The 21030-nt window shown below is 55.6% G+C and carries 18 protein-coding genes; 8 read left to right on the plus strand and 10 right to left on the minus strand.

The genetic code is table 11. The features are described 5' to 3' along the window. Positions 1-31: 31 nt before the first annotated feature. Positions 32-2473, minus strand: a complete 2442-nt coding sequence (locus G9X48_RS18465; protein WP_007869747.1) for a DEAD/DEAH box helicase family protein — start codon at positions 2471-2473, stop codon at positions 32-34. Positions 2474-3100: 627 nt separating this feature from the next. Between G9X48_RS18465 and aqpZ the strand changes: the two genes are divergently transcribed. Continuing rightward, entirely contained in the window at positions 3101-3796 is a 696-nt protein-coding gene (gene aqpZ / locus G9X48_RS18470) for an aquaporin Z (RefSeq protein ID WP_004385019.1), read from the plus strand. A 123-nt stretch (positions 3797-3919) separates the two neighbouring features. On the opposite strand, the gene G9X48_RS18475 is transcribed toward aqpZ, so the two are convergent. Together G9X48_RS18475 and G9X48_RS21555 are read right to left on the minus strand one after the other, a co-directional pair. Further along, entirely contained in the window at positions 3920-4279 is a 360-nt protein-coding gene (locus G9X48_RS18475; RefSeq protein ID WP_007847727.1) for a putative T6SS immunity periplasmic lipoprotein, read from the minus strand. A gap of 3 nt (positions 4280-4282) precedes the next feature. Further along, on the minus strand, positions 4283-4831 hold the full coding sequence (locus tag G9X48_RS21555; protein WP_032988796.1) for a hypothetical protein: 549 nt from the start codon (positions 4829-4831) through the stop codon (positions 4283-4285). 294 nt (positions 4832-5125) lie between these two features. Between G9X48_RS21555 and G9X48_RS18485 the strand changes: the two genes are divergently transcribed. After that, positions 5126-5515, plus strand: a complete 390-nt coding sequence (locus G9X48_RS18485; protein ID WP_015386461.1) for a DUF943 family protein — start codon at positions 5126-5128, stop codon at positions 5513-5515. Positions 5516-5593: 78 nt separating this feature from the next. Here G9X48_RS18485 and G9X48_RS18490 read toward each other — a convergent pair whose 3' ends face one another. From G9X48_RS18490 to budA, 3 genes are read right to left on the minus strand one after another with little or no spacing between them, the layout of a single operon-like run. Continuing rightward, complete coding sequence (locus G9X48_RS18490) at positions 5594-6364, minus strand: (S)-acetoin forming diacetyl reductase (protein ID WP_004388540.1); 771 nt, start codon at positions 6362-6364, stop codon at positions 5594-5596. 20 nt (positions 6365-6384) lie between these two features. Then, the gene (gene alsS / locus G9X48_RS18495; RefSeq protein ID WP_007847733.1) at positions 6385-8064 is read right to left on the minus strand and encodes an acetolactate synthase AlsS; all 1680 of its coding nucleotides are present in this window, start codon (positions 8062-8064) and stop codon (positions 6385-6387) included. A 21-nt stretch (positions 8065-8085) separates the two neighbouring features. Then, a complete protein-coding gene (gene budA, locus G9X48_RS18500; protein ID WP_004388539.1) occupies positions 8086-8865 on the minus strand; it encodes an acetolactate decarboxylase in 780 nt (259 codons plus the stop codon). 106 nt (positions 8866-8971) lie between these two features. On the opposite strand from budA, the gene G9X48_RS18505 reads away from it, so the two are divergent. Together G9X48_RS18505 and G9X48_RS18510 are read left to right on the plus strand one after the other, a co-directional pair. Then, positions 8972-9844, plus strand: coding sequence for a LysR family transcriptional regulator (locus G9X48_RS18505; protein WP_032968337.1), 873 nt, complete (start codon positions 8972-8974; stop codon positions 9842-9844). A 93-nt stretch (positions 9845-9937) separates the two neighbouring features. Beyond that, positions 9938-10906 carry a magnesium and cobalt transport protein CorA gene (locus tag G9X48_RS18510; protein WP_004388537.1) on the plus strand — a complete coding sequence of 323 codons (969 nt, stop codon included), beginning with the start codon at positions 9938-9940 and terminating at the stop codon, positions 10904-10906. On the opposite strand, the gene G9X48_RS18515 is transcribed toward G9X48_RS18510, so the two are convergent. Continuing rightward, the gene (locus tag G9X48_RS18515) at positions 10884-11240 is read right to left on the minus strand and encodes a cupin domain-containing protein (RefSeq protein ID WP_038879921.1); all 357 of its coding nucleotides are present in this window, start codon (positions 11238-11240) and stop codon (positions 10884-10886) included. The two genes, G9X48_RS18510 and G9X48_RS18515, sit on opposite strands and share 23 nt — an antisense overlap. A 460-nt stretch (positions 11241-11700) precedes the next feature. Further along, on the minus strand, positions 11701-12942 hold the full coding sequence (gene alaC / locus G9X48_RS18525; protein WP_004388535.1) for an alanine transaminase: 1242 nt from the start codon (positions 12940-12942) through the stop codon (positions 11701-11703). A 242-nt stretch (positions 12943-13184) separates the two neighbouring features. On the opposite strand from alaC, the gene G9X48_RS18530 reads away from it, so the two are divergent. The 3 genes from G9X48_RS18530 (at position 13185) to G9X48_RS18540 (ending at position 16940) form a co-directional block, all read left to right on the plus strand. Beyond that, positions 13185-14426: a DUF1479 domain-containing protein gene (locus G9X48_RS18530; protein ID WP_038879919.1), complete on the plus strand. Its 1242-nt coding sequence runs from the start codon at positions 13185-13187 to the stop codon at positions 14424-14426. Between the two features lie 78 nt (positions 14427-14504). Beyond that, positions 14505-16196, plus strand: coding sequence for a sensor histidine kinase (locus tag G9X48_RS18535; protein WP_087601199.1), 1692 nt, complete (start codon positions 14505-14507; stop codon positions 16194-16196). Between the two features lie 12 nt (positions 16197-16208). Further along, a complete protein-coding gene (locus tag G9X48_RS18540; RefSeq protein WP_004388532.1) occupies positions 16209-16940 on the plus strand; it encodes a LytTR family DNA-binding domain-containing protein in 732 nt (243 codons plus the stop codon). 36 nt (positions 16941-16976) lie between these two features. Here G9X48_RS18540 and glk read toward each other — a convergent pair whose 3' ends face one another. Then, positions 16977-17942, minus strand: coding sequence for a glucokinase (gene glk, locus G9X48_RS18545; RefSeq protein ID WP_032988693.1), 966 nt, complete (start codon positions 17940-17942; stop codon positions 16977-16979). 153 nt (positions 17943-18095) lie between these two features. Then, positions 18096-19763, minus strand: coding sequence for a thiamine pyrophosphate-binding protein (locus tag G9X48_RS18550; RefSeq protein WP_038879914.1), 1668 nt, complete (start codon positions 19761-19763; stop codon positions 18096-18098). A 220-nt stretch (positions 19764-19983) separates the two neighbouring features. Here G9X48_RS18550 and mgrA point away from each other — a divergent pair, with 220 nt between their 5' ends. Continuing rightward, positions 19984-20973, plus strand: a complete 990-nt coding sequence (mgrA, locus tag G9X48_RS18555) for an L-glyceraldehyde 3-phosphate reductase (protein ID WP_007869775.1) — start codon at positions 19984-19986, stop codon at positions 20971-20973. The last annotated feature ends 57 nt before the right edge of the window (positions 20974-21030 follow it).

Genomic DNA, 21030 nt, shown 5'->3' on the forward strand with positions numbered 1-21030 from the left:
GCGCGGCCAGTGGCAACAGGGTTGTTCGTTATCAGGCTGAGCGCGGCGGTAGCTGGTAGATCTCGTTTTCCAGTTCGTTAACGGCTTTCTCATAAGCCTGTTTGTCGCCAAAGCGGGTTTTGATTATCTCTATTGGTCGGCCCAGCGTATCAAAGGGCTTTAGCTTCAACACTTTAACGTCTTCGATTTCCTGAACGCCGTCATCGGCATATTTATCAAGCAGTGTGCTAAGTACCTGCTGCGCCGGTTCAGCATATTTCGTGAAGTAATTGCGCTTACGCACGTTGGCGGCGCGTTCCTTACGCGTTAACGGCGGCTGACCGTACACGACATGGCAGAGCAAATCAAACGGGTCGAGATCTTTGCCCACCTCTTCCGCCAGGACATCCCACAGGATGCCCAATTGTTCCAGCTCTTCGATGATGACCTGCTTGCGTGGCGCTTCCTGCCATTTGCGCACGAAGCTATCCAGAGACGCGTACTCACTCTCTTTAAGCAAGGTTTTACGGGTGTAGTCCTGGAAGGATTCTGTCACGAGTTTGCCGTCGGCATCATAGTACTGGACACGTTTTGCCAGCACTTTCACCTGTACGCCATTTACATAGAACTTACGGGTTTTGCTTTCGTCATCGTCATAGAATTCACCGCTGCCTGCCATTTTGTGGCGGTCCACCTGATATTCTGCCAGGTCTTCCCGCGCTTCGCTGGCGGCGTCACTGGCATCATCAACGCTATCTTCTGAATCTAACCGATCGTTAAAATCGGAATCTTTATCAGAAATGTCGTTGGGTTTCACTACCAGCACTTTTTCTGGCACGCCGTCAAAACGTGGATCGGCAAACAGTTCTGTTGCCTTTTTGAAGTCGAGAATGGTAAACCACAGCTTGCCGTGTTTTTCGTTGATGCGCGTGCCGCGACCGATTATCTGCTTAAACTTGGTCATCGACTGGATGTTTTGATCCAGCACCACCAGCTTACAGGTCTGGGCATCGACACCGGTCGTCATCAATTCTGATGTCGTGGCGATGACGGGATAGGCTTTTTTGGGATTGATAAAGTTATCGAGCTGCGCCTTGCCGATATCGTCATCGCCGGTGATTTTCATCACGTATTTGTCGTTCTTCAACACTTCTTCTGCGTTCAGCACCACCAGCGCATGACGCATACGGTCAGCGTGATCGATGTCATTACAAAAGACGATGGTTTTATCCATCGGGTTTGTGCGTTTGAGATAATCAGTTATAGTTTGTGCCACCAGCATGGTGCGTTCATCTATCACCAGCGTGCGGTCAAAATCTTTTAGGTTGTAGATACGGTCTTCTATCTCTTTACCGTATTTATCAAGCTGGCCTTTAATCGGTCGCCAGCCCTGCATGTCGATGTCGATATCAACGCGGACGACTTTGTATGGCGCGAGAAAGCCGTCTTCAATGCCTTCTTTCAGGGAATAGGTATAAACGGGTTCACCGAAGTAATCGATATTGGAGACTTCTTCGGTTTCTTTCGGCGTCGCCGTCAGGCCAATCTGTGTGGCACTACTGAAATACTCCAGAATTTCCCGCCAGGCGGAATCTTCCGACGCGCTGCCACGGTGGCATTCATCAATCACAATCAGATCAAAAAAATCTGGAGCCACCTGCTTATAGGCTTTTTGATGCTCTTCCGGCCCGGTAATGGCCTGGTAGAGCGCCAGATGGACTTCATAGGCCGGGTCAATCGTGCGTCCGGTCACTTTAGTCATGGCGTTGCCGAACGGCTGAAAATCGTTGCGTTTAGTTTGATCGACCAGAATGTTACGGTCCGCGAGGAACAGGATGCGTTTTTTGTTTTTGGCTTTCCAGAGCCGCCAGATTATCTGGAAAGCGGTATAGGTTTTGCCGGTACCGGTCGCCATAACCAGTAAAATACGGTTCTTACCCGCTGAGACGGCATCTACCGTCCGGTTGATCGCCTGCATTTGATAGTAACGCGGGGATTTTCCGCTACCGTCATCATAGTAATCCTGACTGATGACGGGCAGTTGTTCCTGCGTAAATCCTTTCCAGGCGCAATATTTTTGCCAGAGCAGTTCGGGCGCAGGGAAGTCACTGAGAGCAATTTCAGTTTCGAGATGCTGCGGGTTGGTCTTATCGTGGAAAAGGAACCCGTCACCATTGGAGGCAAACACAAAGGGCACATCAAGCAGGCTGGCGTAATCCAGGCCCTGTTGCATTCCTTTGCTGATGGCGTGCTTATTGGCTTTGGCTTCGATAACTGCTAACGGTAAGTTCGGCTTGTGGTACAGCACGATATCGGCGGATTTTACTTTGATTCGCGAGGCAAGCTTACCGCGCACCACAATCTTACCATCACGAAGTTTCACTTCCTGGCGGATCTGAGACATCACATCCCAGCCCGCATCCTTAACTGCGGGCAAAATGTATTTCGTGATGATGTCTGTTTCCGTCAGGTGAGTTTTATTCACGCCAGCCATAGCATAGTTCTCAACGATATTGGGTGGGCTCTGATTTTACAGAAATTTGTACGCCAGATAAGGACTTCACAAAAAATTTCAGGCACAGGCCCGGTTTTTTGCTCTACGTTGTAATTCTATCAGTCTGTACCACGTTACAAGAGCAGTTCTGGCGGGGTTATAAGCTTTACTACAGTAATCATCACACGTGATCGCGCCCCTCTCCCGGGCTGGTTTTTGCAACACAACGACGCTTAGAGAATCACAAATAGTTTGTACATAGAGTTCATAGAAAAATCATACGGTATTTCTGATTAAATTTTTTACATCAGCATATATTAAAATATTTTTTCTTTTTTAATTAACTGTGAGATCAGGTTTATTAAGTGAATCAGGTTTTATGCATACTATAAAAGCCAAAGTAAAACTCATATTTAACTAATTTAAAATAAACATTAACTCAACAACACCTTAGCACAGGATAAATTCAACCTTTTAAATTCACATTGAATTATCATTTTTGCACAACTCGCAACATTTCCTTCCTGATTAAGAATAGCGCCTGGTTCCGTTATTTATTTTAAACGCTATGATATTCCGCCGCTAAATAAATACGTAGCGGTCATAGTGTAAATAAGGACAAATAATATGTTGAGAAAAAGTGCGGCTGAATTTTTCGGCACATTCTGGCTGGTGTTTGGTGGCTGCGGGAGCGCGGTGCTTGCCGCCGCGTATCCTGAGCTGGGCATTGGTTTTACGGGGGTTGCGCTGGCGTTTGGTCTGACCGTCCTGACCATGGCGTATGCCGTAGGGCATATTTCCGGCGGTCATTTTAACCCGGCCGTCACGCTGGGTTTATGGGCGGGTGGACGTATTACCTTTCAGGATGTCATTCCTTACATCATTTCCCAGGTCATTGGCGGTATTGCCGCGGCGGGCGTGCTGTATGCGATTGCCAGCGGTAAACCGGGCTTTGACGCCGTCGCGAGCGGCTTTGCCGCCAACGGCTATGGCGAACACTCGCCGGATGGCTATAGCCTTTCGGCAGCCATCCTGACTGAGCTGGTACTGACGGCGTTCTTCCTGCTGATTATCCATGGCGTCACGGATAAAAACGCGCCGGCGAAATTTGCGCCGCTGGCGATTGGTCTCGCCCTGACGCTGATTCATCTCATCAGCATTCCTGTCACCAACACGTCGGTGAACCCAGCGCGAAGCACCGCTGTGGCTATTTTCCAGGGCGGCTGGGCTTTACAGCAACTGTGGGTTTTCTGGGTCGTTCCGGTGGTTGGCGGCATAGTGGGCGGTCTGATTTATCGCTTCCTGTTGCAGAGCAAAGACTGATTACTGTCATTTGTTGAAGGTATGAACGGCGTTATTCAGCGCCCGGTAATAAACGCTACGCGTCTTTATTAAAAAGCCCCGACAGGGGCTTTTTATTGTTCGGGAATGGCTGCTCTGGCGAATTTATGGCATCAAAAAGTTCACTTCAATAATGCGTTCTCGTTCATCACGCGGATTATCCACGCTGTAATACGCCACATATTTATTGCCGCTTTCGAAATGATAACCCAGCGTCGGCAGACACTCGCCCTGCTGCGGATACAGCGCATCTTCACGCACAATTTTTTGAAAACTGTCACCTGCGCTGCTGTGATTAGCGATTTCAATGTATGAGAGACGATCGCCAGGCTTAACCGCATAAGTGATGCAGGGCGTATTGCCGTTCATTTCTACATGACCCGGCTGAATATCCGGTAAACGATCGCCTGGCCCTGCGCAGCCTGCCAGCAGTACTAATGAAAATTTCAGGAGATGTTCTTTCATCTGTCAGCCTCGTCCGGTGGCAATTTTCTGGTAAAGACGGGGAATATCGGCAAGCCGGTCTTTACCTCTGTATCTGCCCTGTTTTCCTTCGGCCTGGAAAGCCAACCAGGTTTGCATACCGTAAACAAGAAGTAACCAGTAGTCAGCAATAATCGAAGCCTGCTGCTCAAGTGAATAATCGATAAGCGTACTTTTATCAAGCTGATAAAAGTAATTTGCGGCCCAACTGAACAATCCCCGGGTTCGTACCCATTGTCCATGTTGATGCTGCCAGACATGACCAAGTTCATGGATAAAGACATGCCTCGACTGAATTAACACATTGCTGGCAGAAAAATCAGGCTTATAGCCCTCCTTCCTGAACCACAACTCTCCATCGGGTGCCATTGCAACGCCTTTACTTTGTAAGCCAAACGGAAAATAGCTGTCACAATGTATCCAGACACGGCTATACACAATGCTATTACCAAACACGCGTCGGGCCATCGCTATTTCGCCCAGCGTCATCAGCCGGAGGGTTCCCTCCCTGATATCGAAATTACTATTTCTCATTTTCATAAATCCTTTTACGTAAAGTTGGAACACGCATGCATAATGGAATAACTTCAACATCCATCTTAGAATCCAGAAGTGAATCACTGAAAACAAGCGCAACGGTATAAATATATTCTGATTTGAATACAGTTAGTGCCTGCATAGCATAACGAACATTAAAAACATACCGCATAATTAAAGTCCGGAAACAAAATAAATGTGACCACTATTACGCTAAAGGATCGTTGAAATGAAATTAAAGACAGTGGTTATTATAAATTTTACAATGATACTGCTACCGTCTTGTATTCAATGCAAGGTAACGAGAAAGTTGACATTGTGGACGTGCATCGCGACGATTTTGCGCCTGTGATAGTGGTTAAAAAGCTCCCCTCATCGCCTGAAGAAAAAATCACATGGTGGGTTAAGCAAAGGTCGGATCTTCTGGCTCGCTATTCGCTGAAAAATAAATCCGTTGCGATTTTCAGAAACTATTATATTTACGATTTTAGCAAAGGTTATCAAACGCTGGGTAAAGAAGATCGTCTCTGCTTTGACGGAATCAAAGCCCCTGATAATTGCCTCGATAAACACATCCTGATGATTGTCCGTGAACGCAAATATGGTCATACGCAGTTCGATATTAATAATGAAACCTGGCAAACAGACAGCCACGATAACATCGAAAAACACCACGAATAAACCTTTTACCTCGCCATAAAAAAACCCACCGCAGTAACGGTGGGCTTTCGGCATGTCCGAAAAGATAGATGATAAGAATTAACTAAATACCATACCGCCGTCGATCAGCAGTGACTGGCCGGTCATGTAGTCGGAATCCGGGCCTGCCAGGAACGAAACGCAGGCGGCGACATCTTCCGGCTCGGAGAGGCGGCCAAGCGTGATGCGTTTGGCGAACTCTTCGGTGCCGTAGCCGAGCGGTTTGCCGGCGGCTTCGGAGATCTGACGGTCGATTTCCGCCCACATCGGGGTTTTCACAATGCCCGGGCAGAAGCCATTTACGGTGATACCGAGCGGCGCCAGGTCGCGCGCGGCGGTCTGGGTCAGGCCGCGCACCGCGAATTTACTGGAGCTGTAGACCGCCAGTTCCGGGTTGCCGACGTGGCCCGCCTGCGAACAGGCGTTGATGATTTTCCCGCCGTGGCCTTCGGCTTTGAACGCTTCAATCGCCGCCTGCATGCCCCAGATAACGCCTTTAACATTAATGTCATAGACTCTATCGATCACCTCTTCGGTGATGGTCTCAATCGGCGTTGACGGCGCGATACCCGCGTTGTTGACGATAACGTCGAAGCCGCCGAGCGCTTTACGGGTCTGCTCTACTGCGGCGAACACCTGGTCGCGTTTCGACACATCCACGGTCACCGCCACGGCGCTGCCGCCCTGCTCGTTGATTTCCTGCGCCACGGCATTGGCCGTTTCAGCGTTGTAATCGGCAATCGCGACCGCAAAACCGTCTTTGACCAGTCGAAGGGCGATGGCTTTACCAATCCCCTGCCCTGCGCCGGTAACCAGTGCTACTTTTTTCATAATCCGTTCCTTTTGGTAAGTCAGAGAATCTGGCTGAGATGGAGCTGGCCCATCAGCAGCGGGTTATCGCTGTAGTCCACCGGAATGGCGACCACCGCCGGCCCGTCGACATCCATCGCGGCGCGCAGCGTCGGCTCCAGCGCTTCCGCGCTTTCCACCGCGAACCCGGCCGCGCCGAATGCTTCGGCGTAAACTTTGAAATCCACCGGCCCGAAGCTCACCCCTGAAAGCCGCTGGTATTTTTTCTCTTCCTGAATCGCCACCATGTTGTAGGCGTTATCCACCCAGATGATGTGCAACACGTTGGCTTTGAGGCGCACCGCGGTTTCCAGCTCCATGCTCGATTGCAGAAAACCGCCATCGCCGGAAACAGAAACCACTTTGCGCGACGGATCCACCAGCCATGCGCCGATGGCCCACGGCAGCGCCACGCCCATGGTCTGCTGACCGTTCGAAATCATTACCTGGCGGGCGCGGAAGCTGTAGAGATAGCGGGCGATCCAGATATGGAAACTGCCCATGTCTACGGTCAGCGTCACGTCGTTGTTAATGATGTCCTGCATGGCGCGCACGATACGCAGCGGATGCAGGGCGAACTGGTTTAACTGCGCGCCCCGGCGCGCCAGCAGCTCGCGCTGATTTTGACGGTCGATCAGGATTTCAGACGCGCGGTCGCTTAACACCAGCGGCTGTTCGATGCGCCCGGCCAGTTTTTCCAGCGTGCCCGCGATATCTCCCACCAGCTCGATTTCCGGCGCATAGTGGCTCTCTTCATACGCTGGCAGCACGTCGATATGCACCAGCGTGGCGTTACCGCAGTTCCACATGGCAGGTTCATATTCCACCGGGCTGTAGCCGATGCAGATAATGAGATCCGCCAGATGCAGCAAGCGGTCGCCCGCCTGGTTGTTGAAAAGCCCGACGCGGCCCGCAAAGCGCGTGAAGTGCTCCTGATTCACCGCGCCCGCTGCCTGATAAGTGCTGGTAACGGGAATATGGCTTTTCTCCAGCAGGCGATGCAGCGCGCGGCTGTTCTCCGGCTGGCTCGCCATCAGGCCCAGCAGGATGACCGGGTTTTTGGCATTGCGAATCAGCCCGGCGACGTGGTCGATACACGCATCCGGCGCTGGGCCCAGTTTCGGCGCGTTGCCCGCAGGCAGAATGTTGCCCTGCGCCGGTTGATCGACGATGTCCTGCGGCAGGCTGACAAAGGCGCTGCCCGGTCTGCCGTGCTCCGCCACGCGAAAGGCGTTAGAAACCACTTCGGCGATAGCGTCCGAGGACGAGACTTCAACGGAATATTTGGTGACCGGGCTGAACATCGCCACGGTATCCATGCTCTGATGCACCTGGCGTGCTTTATCCGCGCGCTTAACCGCCCCGCCGAGCGCGACCACCGGGTCACCTTCGCTGTTGGCGGTCGCCATGCCGGTGATGAGATTGCTGCACCCCGGCCCGGAGGTGACCAGCGCGACCCCGGCTTTGCCGGTGATACGCCCGACGGCGGCAGCCATAAACGCCGCGTTCGCCTCGTGGCGCACCGGGATAATCTGGATGCTGGAATCCAGCAGGGAGTCGAAAACTTTATCGATTTTCGCGCCGGGAATGCCGAAGACCTGTTTTACGCCCTGGGCCTCAAGCTGGCCGACCACCATGTCAGCGCCGTGCGCCCACTGGCGCATCCGGTTTTCGTTATCCATGATATTTCCCCTTTCTGACTGTTAGTTTTCAACCGAGCGGATGGCCGCATCAAGATTGTCGGGATGCAGGTTGGCGTTGAGGAACGCCGGGTCCGACGGCAGATCGATCATCAGTTTGTGGATCTCCCCGAAGGTGAGAACGCCATGCTCTAACTGGTAGTCGAGCAGATGTCCGCCGCCCTGACGATCGTCGGTGATGAAATGTTCGTGGTAGCCCGCGACGTTAATGCCCTGCATATGCTGCGGCGTGCGAAACCCGACTAACACGCCGTCGCGGCCGTCGAAGCGGAACACCGGCTGGTCGTCCAGCACATCGGTCATCGCGCGGTACGGCGGCGTCTGGCGCGGCACCGTGCGGGTGTGGGCATGGCGGAAGTGGCCGTCAATGCGCAGCGCGCAGAAGACGTTGTCGGACGGCACCTGGCGGTCGATCACGTCGTGGATTTGCTGGCGGCTCATCGGCCGGTCAAAGCGCTGGCGGTAATGCGGTTTAAACCAGGTCATTACCGCGAACGGTGTTTTCTGGTCGGGCTGCGCTTTACGGGCGCTGCCGTCGGCGCGCAGCTGGTGAACCTCATGGCTGAAGGCAATTAATTCGCCGTCCAGTTCGTTAAAGGTGCCAAGGCCAAAATCGCCTTTGGTCAGGAGATCAGCAATGGTGGTATTTCCTTCGTAAACCCCACTGAGCAATGCGCTCATCATGGATGTTTGATATATCACACATTCTGTATCTTTTTCCCGCAGCGCCCGCACGGTTTCCAGCAAGCTTTCCTCGCAAGAACAATCGGTTGCATGGCTCATCGCACTGATCCTCACTCATATTTCGTAAGAAAGATTAATCAAATGTTGACGCGATTCAGCGCAGGGTTCCAATATAGAAAGCATCCCGGTTTGAGTCGTATTTGATATGGAACTTCGATATTTGCGTTATTTCGTGGCGGTAGCCCAGACGCGACACTTCACCCGTGCCGCTGAATTACTGGGTATATCTCAGCCGCCGCTCAGCCAGCAGATCCAGCGCCTTGAGCGCGAAGTGGGCACGCCGCTGCTGCGTCGCCTGACGCGCGGCGTGGAACTTACCGAGGCCGGCGAGGCCTTTTATCAGGACGCGTGCCAGATACTGGCGCTTAGCGACGCGGCGCTGGAGAAAACCCGCGGCATCGCGCGCGGCGTTAACGGCACGCTGTCGGTCGGCATCAGCAGTTCTAATGCTTTTCATCCGCGTATTTTCTCCCTGCTGCATGAATTTCAGCACCGCTATCCGGCGATTACGTTGCTGCAACAGGAGGCGAATATGGCCTCGCTGATGCACGATTTGCAGGAAGGGTTGCTGGACGCCGCGTTTGTCCGCCTGCCGTGTGAGAGCAGCAAAGCGTTTAACCTGCGTCTGATTGACGTGGAGCCGATGGTGGCCGCGCTGCACCGCAGCCATCCTCTGAGCGAGCGTGATGAAGTAGCGCTGAGCGAGCTGGTCGGCACACCGCTGGTACTCTTCCCGCATGAAGTGGCACCGGGGCTCTATGAACTGGTGTTTAACGCCTGCCTGCGCGCGGGGCTCGCGCCTGCCGACAGCCAGCAGGCGTCGCAGCTCTCTTCCTCACTCAGCATGGTGGCGGCCGGGTTTGGCTTCGCGCTAGTGCCTGTCTCGATGCAGTGCATCGGGCACCCGGAGGTAACGTTCCACCGGTTAAGCGATCAGACGCTGAAAACCGATATCGCGCTGGCCTGGCGTAAGTTTGAGCGCTCGCCGTCGGTGCGCCGCCTGGTGGAGATGTTCTGAGCGCCAGAATCGCCTGAATTGACGCGAAAAAGAGGAAGACGGCACGCGCGGTGTTTATAGTTACCCGATAAGCGTACCGCCAGGGATGAGAAAATGATTGTTAACAGTATGGTGTACCGGCGCGACAAAAAGCCGGAAGTGATTAACCTCGAAGATATCAGCGAAGCGATTGAAGATCCTGACGCCTTTATCTGGCTGGGGTTGTGGCAGCCCGACGCGCCGTTTATGCATATCATCCAGCAGGAGTTCGGCCTGCACGAACTCGCCATCGAAGATGCGCTCACCGCCCATCAGCGCCCGAAAATCGAACAGTATGGCGAATCGCTGTTTATGGTGGTGAAAACGGCATGGATGAACCGCCAGGAGCAGATTGAATTTGGCGAAACACACCTGTTCATCGGCAAAAACTTTCTGATAACGGTGCGCCACGGTGCCTCCGAAAGCTATGCGCCCATCCGCGCCCGCGCCGAGGAAAAGCCCGACATGCTGGCCATTGGGCCGGGCTACGCGCTCTACTGCCTGCTCGATTTTATCGTCGATAACTATCTGGAAATCACCTCGTCTCTTACCAGCCGCATCGGCGAGATGGAAAACACGATGTTCCGCACCGAGTTCGACAAGCAGGCGGTGCAACAGGTTTATACGCTGCGCCGTCAGTTGCTGGCTATCCGTAACGCCGCGCTGCCGGTGGATGAAATCTGCAACCAGTTGATTCGCCTGCATGAAGATATCGTGCCGAAAACGCTGCGCCCTTACCTGCGCGACGTGCAGGATCACGCGCATCACGTGGTGATGGATGCCGAGGATATGCGTGAAATGCTGACCAGCGCCATGCATGTGAATCTGGCGCTGGTGACGGTGCAGCAAAACGAGGTGGTGAAAAAGCTCGCAGGCTGGGGGGCGATCCTGGTGGTGCCGACGGTCATCTTCAGCATGTACGGCATGAACTTTGAAAATATGCCGGAGATACGCTCGGCGTTCGGCTACCCGGTAACCATCGGCGGCACCATTGCCGTCTGTTATTTGCTTTACTGGAAGCTTAAACGTTCGGGCTGGTTGTGAGATCCACCCGGTCGCCCCGCGTGGTCGGCTGGGAGATAACCAGAAACTCCACCGCCTCCTGCCCGTCGTTACGCGCCTGGTGCGGTGCCAGCGGCGGAATTTCTATCGCTTCGCCTGCCGTAAGCGTGACGCGCTCGCCGTTCAGCGCCATTGTCAGCACGCCGCTCAGCACAAAAAAGCACTGGCGCGACTGCTCGTGATAGTGGCGCTGTTCCGCCCGCCCGACGGGCATCCGCTCGTGGATAACGCTAAGGTTTTGGTTTTTGACCAGATGCCAGCCATCGCAGTCGCCGCCCCACAGATAATGTTCCGCATTTGCCTTGCTGATTTTCATACATGCTCCTGTTTTTACCCCTTCCAGAATGGCAGTCAGCGAAGCTGCTGGCAAGCGCCTGGAAGCGGGAGTTACGCCCCGTAATTAATTTCTTTTTAATTGTTTTTTAAGGAAAAAAGCAGAATGAAAAAATTTCTTTTAACGAGCCCGCGCGTCGCTTGTCACCTCTGAAATAAAGGATTACATTAGCGCCCGCTGACGTCATTTGACGCGCACGATTTTAGAGAGCGGCAGCCGGATTGGGGAATAGTCCCAAAGTGATTCGGCTGCGGCGTCAACTTTGTATACTGTGACCTTGCGTATTGATTCAGGCGTGTTTTAAGACATGCGGAGCGATGTAACGTGAAATATTTCTTTATGGGCGTATCGGTGATTTTACTGTTGTGGGCCGGCACGTTTGCCCTGATGATTTAGTAAAACACCTGAGTAAAAAAAACAGGAGCCACTGGCTCCTGTTTTTTTATTCGGCGTCCTGCGCCGCGGCGCTCTTCGCGCTTGCCGGTAACAGCCCGTCGGCGCGGAACATCGCTTTAATGCCGCGCACCGCCTGGCGAATGCGATCGCGGTTTTCAATCAGCGCGAAACGCACGTGGGTGTCCCCGTAGTCGCCAAAACCAATCCCCGGCGACACGCAGACTTTCGCGTCCTGCAGCAGCTTTTTGGCAAATTCCAGCGAGCCCATCGCCGCGTAAGGCTCCGGGATTTTCGCCCAGACATACATCGAGGCTTTCGGGCATTCGACCATCCAGCCAGCCTCGTGCAGCCCTTTCACCAGCACGTCGCGGCGGCGTTTATACTGCTCAGCGATATCGCGCACGCACTGCTGATCGCCTTCCAGCGCGGCGATGGCCGCCACCTGGAGCGGCGTAAAGGTGCCGTAATCGTGATAACTTTTGATACGCGCCAGCGCGCTGACGAGCTCCTGATTGCCGACCATAAAGCCGATGCGCCAGCCCGCCATATTGTAGCTTTTCGAGAGCGTAAAAAATTCCACGGCGACATCGCGCGCGCCCGGCACCTGCATGATGGACGGCGCTTTCCAGCCGTCATAGACGATATCGGCGTAAGCCAGATCGTGTACCACCAGCACGTCATAGCGCTTCGCCAGCGCCACGACTTTCTCGAAAAATTCCAGCTCCACGCACTGCGCCGTCGGGTTCGACGGGAAGCCTAAAATCATCATTTTCGGCTTCGGATAGCTTTCGCGAATCGCGCGCTCCAGCTCGTTGAAGAAATCCACGCCCTCCACCAGCGGCACCGAACGCACCTGCGCGCCGGCAATCACCGCACCGTAGATGTGGATCGGGTAGCTTGGGTTCGGCACCAGCACCGTGTCGCCGTGATCGAGCGTGGCGAGCATCAGGTGCGCCAGCCCCTCTTTCGACCCGATGGTGACGATGGCTTCGGTTTCCGGATCGATCTCCACCTCGTAGCGCTCCTGATACCATCGCGAAATGGCGCGGCGCAGGCGCGGAATGCCGCGCGAGGTGGAGTAGCCGTGCGTATCCGGGCGCTGGGCCACGGTGCAGAGTTTTTCGACGATATGCGGCGGCGTGGGGCCGTCCGGGTTGCCCATGCTGAAATCGATAATATCTTCGCCGCGCCGACGCGCAGCCATTTTTAGCTCAGCGGTGATGTTAAAAACGTAAGGGGGAAGGCGTTCGATACGCGAAAAACGGCGTTTGGGACTGAAGTCAGCCATAGGTTCCTCGATGTGACGTAAGCGCCCGGACCGTCCGAGCGACGCTGCCGCTGATGCGGCTTTAAGAACATAGCCTGGAAAATTTTCTGCTGTCGAGAGGCAATCGCAAAAATAATTTACGGAACAAAAAAACGGGAACTTTCATTTGAAAGTTAACCCTGTTTTATTTGATGATGCGTAGCTATATTAACTTCGACGTAACAAAACTATAACCCCTGTTCCCGATTGCCGGAGTACACGCTATGACCCTGCACATTCCCGATCTTCCCACCGCTATCCGCGGGATAAAACAGCAGCTACGTGCGGCGCTGCCGAACTATCAGGCCGTGTTTGCCGAACTGGAAGCCGATATCGCGCGCCAGATTGACACCATCAAAAGCGAAACCGCGCGCGGCGAAAGCCCGGTACCGCAGATCCATGCCGACGACATCATTAATGGCCGCATCAGCGACGCGCAGAAAGCCCGCATCCGCGAGCGCGGCTGCTGCGTGATTAAAGGCGTCTTCCCGGAAAACCAGGCGCGCGCCTGGAATCAGGAGATTGGCGATTACCTGGAGCGCAACGATTTTGTCGAAAAGCTCAAGAACGCGGCGGAAGATAACTATTTCGGCACGCTTGCTGACAGTAAGCCGCAAATTTACGGCATTTACTGGTCTAAGCCGCAGGTCGAGGCGCGCCAGCACGAGCATATGAAAGCCGCGCAGGTGTTTCTCAATAATCTCTGGCAGACGGAAAGCCACGGCAAACAGCATTTCGACCCGAATCGCGTGGTGACGTACGCCGACCGCACCCGCCGCCGACCGCCGCGCTCGTCGTCGCTTGGCCTGTCGCCGCATGTCGACGGCGGCTCGGTGGAGCGCTGGCTTGATGAGAATTTCCGTCACGTTTACCGTCACGTCTTTAGCGGCGAGTGGCAGCGCTACAACCCGTTTGAAGCCGAGGGTCGCGTCGAGGCGCGGGAGATCCCCTCACCTGCCGTCTGCTCGATGTTCCGTACCTTTCAGGGCTGGACGGCGCTCTCCGAGCAGCGCAAGCACGGCGGTACGCTCACACTGCTGCCAGTCGCTAACGCGATGGCGTATATCCTGCTGCGCGCATTACAGGACGACGTGCCGGAGGATTCGCTGTGCGAGGCAAAGCCTGGCCGCGCGTTATCCATTAACGAACGCTGGCATCCCCTTTTACTGACCGGGATTTCCTCAATTCCCGATATGGAGCCGGGCGATACCGTCTTCTGGCACTGCGACGTTATTCACGCGGTGGAAAACGAACATCAGGGCGAGTTTGACAGCAACGTGATGTATATCGCCGCCGCGCCGTGGTGTGAGAAGAACGACGCCTACCTGAAGCGCCAGTGGCCGGCGTTTGTGGAAGGCCGTTCGCCGCCGGACTTCGCGCCGGATGATTTCGAAATCGATTTCAGCGGACGCGCCACCGAAGCGGATCTGACCCCTGTCGGACACGAACAGCTCAAAGGCGCATAACCGGCAACACCTGGCGGCTGGTCAAGGGCCGTCAGGTTTTCTATCATGTGCGCTTTCCTGCCAGACTTCGGGTTTTCCGTGCACGAGATTTTCGACATGCTGCTGGCGGTCTTCGACCGCGCGGCGCTAATGCTGATTTGCCTCTTTTTCCTGATTCGCCTGCGGCTGTTCCGCGAGCTGCTGCATAAGAGCGCCCACACGCCGAAAGAGTTGCTGGCTGTCACCGCGATCTTTTCGATGTTCGCGCTGTTCAGTACGTGGTCCGGCGTGCCGGTGGAAGGCTCGCTGGTGAACGTGCGCATTATCGCCGTGATGTCCGGCGGTATTCTTTTCGGCCCGTGGGTCGGCATCATTACCGGCGTTATCGCCGGGCTGCACCGTTACCTGATTGATATCGGCGGCATCACCGCCATTCCCTGTTTTATCACCAGCATCGTCGCGGGTGTGATCTCCGGCTTTATCAGCCGCCGGGTGCCGAAAGCGCAGCACTGGCGCGCCGGTATTCTCGGCGGCATGCTGTGCGAAACGCTGACCATGATTCTGGTGGTGGTCTGGGCGCCAACCACGGCGCTCGGGCTGGATATCGTCTCGAAAATTGGCGTGCCGATGATTTTAGGCACTGTGTCCATTGGCTTTATCGTGCTGCTGGTGCGAAGCGTTGAGGGCGAGAAAGAGGCCAGCGCCGCGCGTCAGGCCAAACTGGCCCTGGATATCGCCAACAAAACGCTGCCGCTGTTTCGCCATGTGAACAGCGAATCCCTGCGCCAGGTGTGCGATATTATCCGCCGCGATATCAACGCCGACGCGGTCGCCATCACCAATACCGAAAAGGTGCAGGCCTATGTCGGCGTCGGCGAGCATAACTATCAGGATAACAGCGACGCGCTAAGCCCCACCACGCAGCAGGCTCTCCGCTACGGTAAAATCATTATCAAAAATAACGACGAAGCCCACCGCACGCCGGAGATCCACTCCATGCTGGTGATCCCGCTGTGGGAGAAAGGCGTCGTCACCGGAACGCTGAAAATCTACTACTGCCACGCGCATCAAATCACCTCGTCGTTGCAGGAGATGGCCATCGGCCTGTCGCAGATTATCTCCACACAGCTTGAGGTGTCGCGCGCCGAGCAGTTACGCGAGATGGCGAATAAAGCGGAGCTGCGCGCGCTGCAGAGCAAAATTAACCCGCATTTTCTGTTTAACGCGCTGAACGCCATTTCTTCGTCGATCCGCCTGAACCCGGACACCGCGCGCCAGCTGATTTTTAATCTCTCGCGCTACCTGCGCTATAACATCGAACTGAACGACGACGAGCAAATCGATATCAAAAAAGAGCTGTACCAGATTAAGGATTATATAGCGATCGAGCAGGCGCGCTTCGGCGACAAGCTAACCGTGATTTACGATATCGACGACGAAGTGAACTGCCGCGTCGCCAGCCTGCTTATTCAGCCGCTGGTGGAGAACGCTATCGTGCATGGCATCCAGCCTTGCCGCGGCAAAGGCGTGGTGACGATTAGCATTGCGCAAAGCGGCAGCCGGGTGCGGATCGCGGTGCGGGATACCGGCCACGGCATCGACCCACACATTATCGAACAGCTGGATACCAACGAGATGCCGGTCAATAAAATCGGGCTGGTTAACGTACATCACCGCGTGAAGCTGTTATATGGCGAAGGGCTGCACATTCGCCGCCTGGAGCCAGGCACCGAGATTGCGTTTTACGTGCCCAATCAACCGCCGCGCCCTGACGCCGCGATGTTGTTGTAGAGAGAGAATGCGATGAAAGTCATTATCGTTGAGGATGAAGTCCTCGCGCAGCAGGAGCTGAACTGGCTGATTAAAACGCACAGCCAGATGGACGTGGTCGCCACGTTCGAAGACGGGCTGGATGTGCTGAAATATCTGCAGCAGCACGATGTGGACGCCATTTTTCTCGATATCAATATCCCGTCGCTGGATGGGGTGCTGCTGGCGCAGAACATCAGTAAATTCGCCCGCAAGCCGTTTATCGTGTTTATCACCGCCTGGAAAGAGCACGCGGTAGAAGCGTTCGAACTGGAAGCTTTTGACTACATTCTGAAACCGTATCAGGAGTCGCGCATTATCGGCATGCTGCAAAAGCTGGAAGCCGCCTTTGCGCAGCAGAGCGCGCCGCACGCCGCCGCTCCCGCCGGGCGTGAGAACGCGACCATTAATCTCATCAAGGATGAGCGGATTATCGTTACCGATATTAACGATATCTATTATGCCGAAGCGCACGAGAAGATGACGTTCGTCTATACGCGCAAAGAAGCGTATGTGATGCCGATGAATATCACCGAGTTTTGCAGCCGTCTGCCGGAGGCGCATTTCTTCCGCTGCCACCGCTCCTACTGCGTGAATCTCAATAAGATCCGCGAGATTGAGCCGTGGTTTAACAACACTTACGTGCTGCGCCTGCGCGATCTCGATTTTCAGGTGCCGGTGAGCCGCAGCCGGGTAAAAGCATTCCGCCAGCTGATGCGGCTGTGAGGGAAAAAGAAAAGGCGCCGCGTGGCGCCTTTTTTCTCAGAGGATCTGTCCGAGCGTCTGGCGCAGATGCGCGCCCGCGCCGAGCAGCCCCGGCTGGTCGTGAACAATCAGATAGACCGGAATATCCTGCACGTACGCTTTAAAGCGGCCTTTATCTTCAAACCCGCCGCGGAAACCGCTGGAGGTGAAGAAATCCAGGAAGCGCGGCACGATACCGCCTGCGATATAGACGCCGCCGAAAGTGCCGAGCGTCAGCGCCAGGTTGCCGCCGAAACGGCCCATGATGACGCAGAAGAGCGACAGCGCGCGACGGCAGTCGGTGCAGCTGTCATCCAGTGCGCGTTCAGTGATGTCTTTCGGACGCAAATTATCCGGCAGACGGCCATCGGCTTTAACAATCGCGCGATAGAGATTCACGAGCCCCGGCCCTGAAAGCACACGCTCGGCGGAGACGTGCCCGACTTCGGCGCGCAGCTGTTCAAGGATAATCGCTTCTTCTTCGCTGTTCGGCGCGAAATCGACGTGACCGCCCTCGCCCGGCAGGCTGACCCAGCGTTTATCCACATGCACGAGGTGCGCGACGCCAAGCCCGGTGCCCGCGCCATAAACGGCGATCGGTTTATTGGGCTGCGGTTCGCCGCCGCCAAACTGGATCAGATGGTCGGTTTTGAGCATTGGGATCGCCATAGAAACGGCGGTGAAATCGTTAATAATTTCCAGATGATCGAAGCCGAGATTCTTTTTCATTTCGGCGACAGAAAACGCCCAGACGTGGTTGGTCATCGCCACCCAGTCGCCGGTAATCGGACACGCGATGGCGATACAGCCATCCGTCACCGTGACGTTATGCTCTTCCAGATACACCCGCACCACCGCTTCCAGGCTCGGATAATCAAGGCCGGAATAGGTTTTCGCCTTGAGTATCTCGCCGCTGTCTACGTCGCACAGCGCTAAGCGTGCGTTGGTGCCGCCTACGTCTCCCACCAAAGCATATTTGGTCATTCTGTTGCTGCTCCGCTAAATACAAAATAATCTTGGCACACTCTAAATTCACGGCGCCTGAACAACAATGACCATAGCATAAGTGCCCCGCGTTTAGAGACTTACATCACAGATTACCTTGAACGTTTCAGCATCTTCTGTACCGAAAGGCGCTTATTCGTCCTGTGCGCCGTTGCGGGCCTCCAGCGCACGGCTGACGGCGTCGAGCAGCGGCGGCACATCGTCGCGCGGCAGCATCACCTCAATTAACGACAACCGCTCGGGCCGCGAGAGACGCTCCAGCACCTCTTTGAGTTGCGCCGCGTCGCTGACGCGCCAGCTTTGCGCCTGGCTGTCGGCATGCAGCGCGTGCGGCAGTTTCGTCCACTGCCACGGGGCGATGTCGTTATAACGCTGCGTCGCGCCGTGGATGGCGCGCTCTACCGTGTAGCCGTCGTTATTGAGCACGATAACCACCGGCGCCTGACCATCGCGCAGCATAGAACCCATTTCCTGGATGGAGAGCTGCGCCGCGCCATCACCGGTGATCAGCACCACGCGGCGGTTCGGGCAGGCCGTCTGCGCGCCGAACGCAGCAGGCAAGGCGTAGCCTATCGAGCCCCAGAGCGGCTGCACCAGGAAATCACAGCCAGCGGGCAGACGCAGCGCGGCGGCACCAAACGCGGCGGTACCCTGATCGACGGCGATGATGTCGCCCGGCTGTAAAAACGCCTCAATCAGCGGCCAGAAGTTTTGCTGGTTAAGCGCGCCTGCGGTGGTGGGTTTGGCTACAGGCGGCGCAACGTCCGGCGGCGGCAGGCGCGCACTGTGGCGTCTGGCGATGTCATGCAGAATCGCTACCGCCTGATCCATCGCGATCCCGCTGAACCAGCGGTCGCCTACGCGCGTCGCCCAGGGCTGGATGTCGATGGTCTGATCGCGCGTCAGACGCTGGGTAAACCCGGCGGTGATCGTATCGGCGAACTGCACGCCGACGCAGATAACGAGATCCGCCTCTTCAATGGCCTGACAGACCGCCGGATCGCTCGCCGCGCCGCTGTAAGTCCCGGTGAAACCGGGTTTGGTTTCATCCAGCACACCTTTGCCCATCAGCAACGAACTGTGCGGCATCGGCGTGTCGTCCAGCCACTGATGCAGCGCGTTTTGCACGCCGAAGCGCTGGGCCAGAAAATCCGCCAGCAACGCCACGCGTCCGGCGCTGGCGAACCGCGCCTGCGCCGCCTCACGAAATGCGGCCAGCTGCGCGTCGTCGCCCTGCGGGCGTGGCACGGTGATAGCGTTTACAGGCGCAACCGCCGGCGCACTTGCCACATCGGTGGGCAGCACCAGATATCCGGGGCGGCGGGTACGCAGCATTTCAGCAATCACCCTGTCAATTTCGCTGCAGGCGTTCGCGGGCGTCAGCCAGCCCTGGGCTGCGGTCACTTCGCGGGCGATGCGCATAAAGTGATGGAAATCGCCATCGCCCAGCGTGTGGTGCAGCACTTCGCCCTTACGCTGTGCCGACTGACACGGCGCGCCGACGATATGCAGCACCGGCACCGTCTCAGCGTAACTACCGGCAATCGCGTTGAGCGCGCTGAGTTCGCCAACGCCATAGGTCGTCAGCAGCGCGCCGATGCCGTTGCAGCGGGCGTACCCGTCGGCGGCATAAGCGCCGTTAAGCTCATTCGCGCAGCCGACCCAGGTAATACGCGGGTGGGCAATGACGTTATCGAGGAACAGCAGATTGTAATCTCCGGGCACGCCAAACAGGTGCTTAACACCACATCCTGCCAGACGATCCAACAGATAATCGGCAATACAATAGTGAGCTGGCATTTTTGCCATCCTTTTTCAGGGACCTGTAGTGAGTATTAATGAAGTGTGATCGCTGTCCAGAATGCGGCAGCAAAAAGCGGTGGCAAGCAAGATTTACGCGCGTCGGGCGTGTAGGCTGTCAGCTTTCGCGTTGAGTGTAAGCGTATACACTTGCGGTACGGGTGAGTCACTCAATTCGATAATTACACAGGGCAGTAACCACATACAGAGGTGAAGAAGCATGGTTTATCAGGCAGATCCGGCGCGCTACGCCACTATGGAATACCGCCGTTGCGGACGCAGCGGCCTGAAGCTCCCGGCCATTTCTCTCGGCCTGTGGCATAACTTTGGCGACGCTACGCTGGTCGAGACCAGCCGCCAGTTGCTGCGCCGGTCGTTTGATCTCGGCATTACCCATTTTGATCTCGCCAATAATTACGGGCCGCCGCCGGGCTCCGCCGAAAGCCATTTTGGTCGCCTCCTGAAAGAGGATTTTCTGCCGTACCGCGACGAGCTGATTATCTCCACCAAAGCGGGCTACACGATGTGGGACGGCCCTTACGGCGACTGGGGCTCGCGCAAATATCTGATTTCGAGCCTTGACCAGAGCCTGAAGCGCATGGGCCTTGAATATGTCGATATTTTCTATCACCACCGCCCGGACCCGGAGACGCCGCTCGAAGAAACCATGCGCGCGCTGGACCATATCGTGCGTCAGGGTAAAGCGCTGTATGTCGGCATCTCTAACTACCCGGCAGACCGCGCACGCGAGGCTATCGATCTGCTGGCCCAGCTCGGCACGCCGTGCATTATCCATCAACCCAAATATTCGATGTTTGAGCGCTGGGTAGAGGATGGCCTGTTGGATCTCTTGCAGGAAAAAGGCGTCGGCAGTATCGCCTTCTCGCCGCTGGCTGGCGGGCAACTGACGGACCGTTACCTGAACGGCATTCCGGCAGATTCTCGCGCCGCCAGCGGCAGCCGCTTCCTGAACCCGGATCAGATCACGCCTGAGAAACTCGATAAAGTGCGCAAGCTGAACGATCTCGCCCTACAGCGTGGGCAGAAACTGTCACAGATGGCGCTCGCCTGGGTGTTGCGCGATGAGAAAGTGACGTCAGTGTTGATTGGTGCCAGCAAGACCAGCCAGATAGACGATGCGGTGGGAATGCTCGCAAACCGGGGCTTTTCCGCCGAAGAACGGCAGGCAATCGAGGCGATACTCGCATAGTGCATCAGGTGACACTGCTTTAGCAAAAAGTGCGGTCATACCTGTTTTCAGAGTCGG

It is taken from the genome of Cronobacter sp. HA18006 (assembly GCF_011605445.1).
GTDB lineage: Bacteria > Pseudomonadota > Gammaproteobacteria > Enterobacterales > Enterobacteriaceae > Cronobacter > Cronobacter sakazakii.